The sequence below is a fragment of the Olsenella sp. CU969 genome (assembly GCF_905219715.1).
GTDB lineage: Bacteria > Actinomycetota > Coriobacteriia > Coriobacteriales > Atopobiaceae > Granulimonas > Granulimonas faecalis.
In genome coordinates, this window is sequence record NZ_CAJMXC010000136.1 from 1 (window position 1) to 2,194 (window position 2,194).

4 protein-coding genes are annotated in these 2,194 nt (G+C 58.2%); 1 reads left to right on the forward strand and 3 read right to left on the reverse strand.

All coding sequences use genetic code 11. The features are described from left to right. The coding region (locus tag JX283_RS08180; protein WP_204830134.1) for a Coenzyme F420 hydrogenase/dehydrogenase, beta subunit C-terminal domain at positions 1-891 on the forward strand (891 nt) is incomplete at its 5' end. A gap of 23 nt (positions 892-914) precedes the next feature. Here JX283_RS08180 and JX283_RS08185 read toward each other — a convergent pair. From JX283_RS08185 to JX283_RS08195, 3 genes are read right to left on the reverse strand one after another with little or no spacing between them, the layout of a single operon-like run. Next, the gene (locus tag JX283_RS08185; RefSeq protein ID WP_204407426.1) at positions 915-1,436 is read right to left on the reverse strand and encodes a GNAT family N-acetyltransferase; all 522 of its coding nucleotides are present in this window, start codon (positions 1,434-1,436) and stop codon (positions 915-917) included. Positions 1,437-1,456: 20 nt separating this feature from the next. Next, complete coding sequence (locus tag JX283_RS08190; protein ID WP_204407425.1) at positions 1,457-1,864, reverse strand: HI0074 family nucleotidyltransferase substrate-binding subunit; 408 nt, start codon at positions 1,862-1,864, stop codon at positions 1,457-1,459. Then, positions 1,851-2,138, reverse strand: a complete 288-nt coding sequence (locus JX283_RS08195; protein WP_204830135.1) for a nucleotidyltransferase family protein — start codon at positions 2,136-2,138, stop codon at positions 1,851-1,853. Before JX283_RS08195 ends, JX283_RS08190 begins: the two co-directional genes overlap by 14 nt. Positions 2,139-2,194 lie beyond the last annotated feature (56 nt).

A 2,194-nucleotide genomic window follows, 5' to 3' on the forward strand; every position in this document is an offset into this window, starting at 1 on the left:
GCCCATGTTGTTGATGGGGGCGGTATCGTCTGCGGGGCTGCATTTGATGATGGATATAGGTCGGTGTTACATGTTCTTGTTGACTCCCCGGAAAACCTTTCACGTCTGCAGGGCTCAAAGTATCTACAGAGTATTATTGATGAGGAAGAGCTACGTTATCTAAAGCGCAGAGCTGAGGTTGGGGTGCCTATTCTCTTCATTGGTACGCCATGCCAAGTAGCGGGCTTTAATATGTACTTGGGAGAAGTTGCATTTCTAGATAATGTAACCACTATTGACCTCTTCTGTCATGGAGTACCTTCTCCTGTGCTTTGGCGACGCTATTGCGAATGGCTTGAGTGCCAGCTGGGTCATCAGATTGACCACGTCAACTTCCGCGACAAAACTACTGGCTGGCAGGCCTTTTCCTTCTCTGCAACCTCTAAAAACAATGTTTTGATTGAAGAGCACTCGGTCAATTGGTTTATGAAGTCTTTTCTTACGAACAATTGCCTAAGACCCCAATGTTACCAATGCACATATAAGCAACACGCCGGTTCTGATTTAACGGTTGGTGACTTCTGGGGTTTTGACCCGGAGGTCCACGAGTGCCCGTCTTGGAACAAGGGGGTTTCCGCTGTTCTCTCTAATACAAAACATGGAAGTAGCCTTTTGAAAGAGCTTGCGCCAGACATGCTGACAGGGCCGTCTTCTTTTGACGAAATAGTAAAAGGCAACTCGGCTTTGGTAAGCAGCGTGTGCCCCGGAGAGCATTACAAGGACTTTATGGCGGCAGTCGAACAGGGGATGGACGCCGAACAGCTGATGAAGAGGTGGCCGTTCACTAGGACGCTCTCCCAAAGGGTAAAGGGGAAGATGCGTTCTGTTGTAAAGCGGATGCTAGGCAAGTGATGCATCTGGGAGGTTATGTGTCCCTACGGCCTTGTTGCTTTGTTGGCTTGAGCGGTAAGCGCCGTTCTGCTGGAAGAGAGCATTTTCCTGCATTCTAGTTGCTTCCGCATCCAGCGGTGCTCCACGTGCTCGTCCAGCTCTACAGGCCCGTACGGCTCGTAGCCCGCGCGCCCGTAGAAGGGCATGACGGCCAGCTGGGCGTGCAGGTGCAGCTCCTTTGCCCCGCGCATCCTGGCCTCCTCCTCGCTGTAGGCGAGGATCTTGGATCCCAAGCCGCTGTGCCGGTGCTCGGGCACCACGGCCAGGCGGCCAAAGACCCAGCGGCCCTCCTCGGTGCCAACGCCCGGCTCCAGCTCCGAGGGGAACACGCGGGCGCAGCCTACGGGGTTGTCGTCGGCGTCCCGCACGGCCACCTCCAGGGTGCGCGGGTCTTGGTCCACGCCGTCAAACTCGTTCTGAAAGCCCTGTTCCTCCATGAACACGCGGATGCGCACGGCCTTGGCGCCGTCGAAGTCGTCGGGGCGGTAGGTGAGGGTCTCAGCCATGGGGCTCCTTTGGGTCGGCTTCACGCGAGCTCGTCCAGCTCGTCGCCGTACCTGTCGCGCACCCCGTCGGCAAGACGCTGAAAGGCGGGGAGGTATCGGCTGACGATGACGCTGGCAAGAAGCTCGGCGTTCTTTGCGTCGTAGATATGGGTGACGGTGTTGCGGTCCCTCAGCATGGAGAGCCAGGTCTCTTCGTCAAGGCAGTCGAGCCATGAGAAGGATGCCTTGAGCACGTCTCTCGGCGATCCGGTGGCCGCCTTTGGGTCGCCCTCCACGGCAAGGAGCGCCTTGAGCAGCTTCCAACCCAGCTCAAACTGGAGGACGAACTTGTTTATGACGCCCGCCTGCACGAACTCGTTGGTCAGGTCCTGCTCGGGTGCCTGTGAAAGGCTCTCCAGCGCCTCGAGGTAGTTGTCAAACTTCTTCATACAGCACCCGCCCGTCCCGGGCCACGGCGTCTCGGAGCTCCTGGGACACCGGCCCGTCGAGGTTCANCACGTCCACCTGGAGGAGCGACCACAGGTCTTCCTGCAACGTCTCCTCAAACCCGGGGAAGTCAGGGCACCCCTCAACGGCAAGGTCGATGTCGCTCTTTGGCAGGTTGGTCCCGCGGGCGCGGGAGCCAAAAAGCGTGACCCTGCCCACGCCGGCCGCCTGGGCCAGCTCGGCTATCTGCCTGTAGACCTGCTCGATGGGAATCACGGCGCCTCCTTCCGACCCCATGGTAGGGGAACGGGGATAGGGGAGAGCGCAGATGG

What these genes read in the sequence shown, in the direction of transcription:
- JX283_RS08185 (WP_204407426.1), bottom strand. Translation starts at nt 1,436, where the DNA reads ATGGCTGAGACCCTCACCTACCGCCCCGACGACTTCGACGGCGCCAAG.
- JX283_RS08190 (WP_204407425.1), bottom strand. Translation starts at nt 1,864, where the DNA reads ATGAAGAAGTTTGACAACTACCTCGAGGCGCTGGAGAGCCTTTCACAG.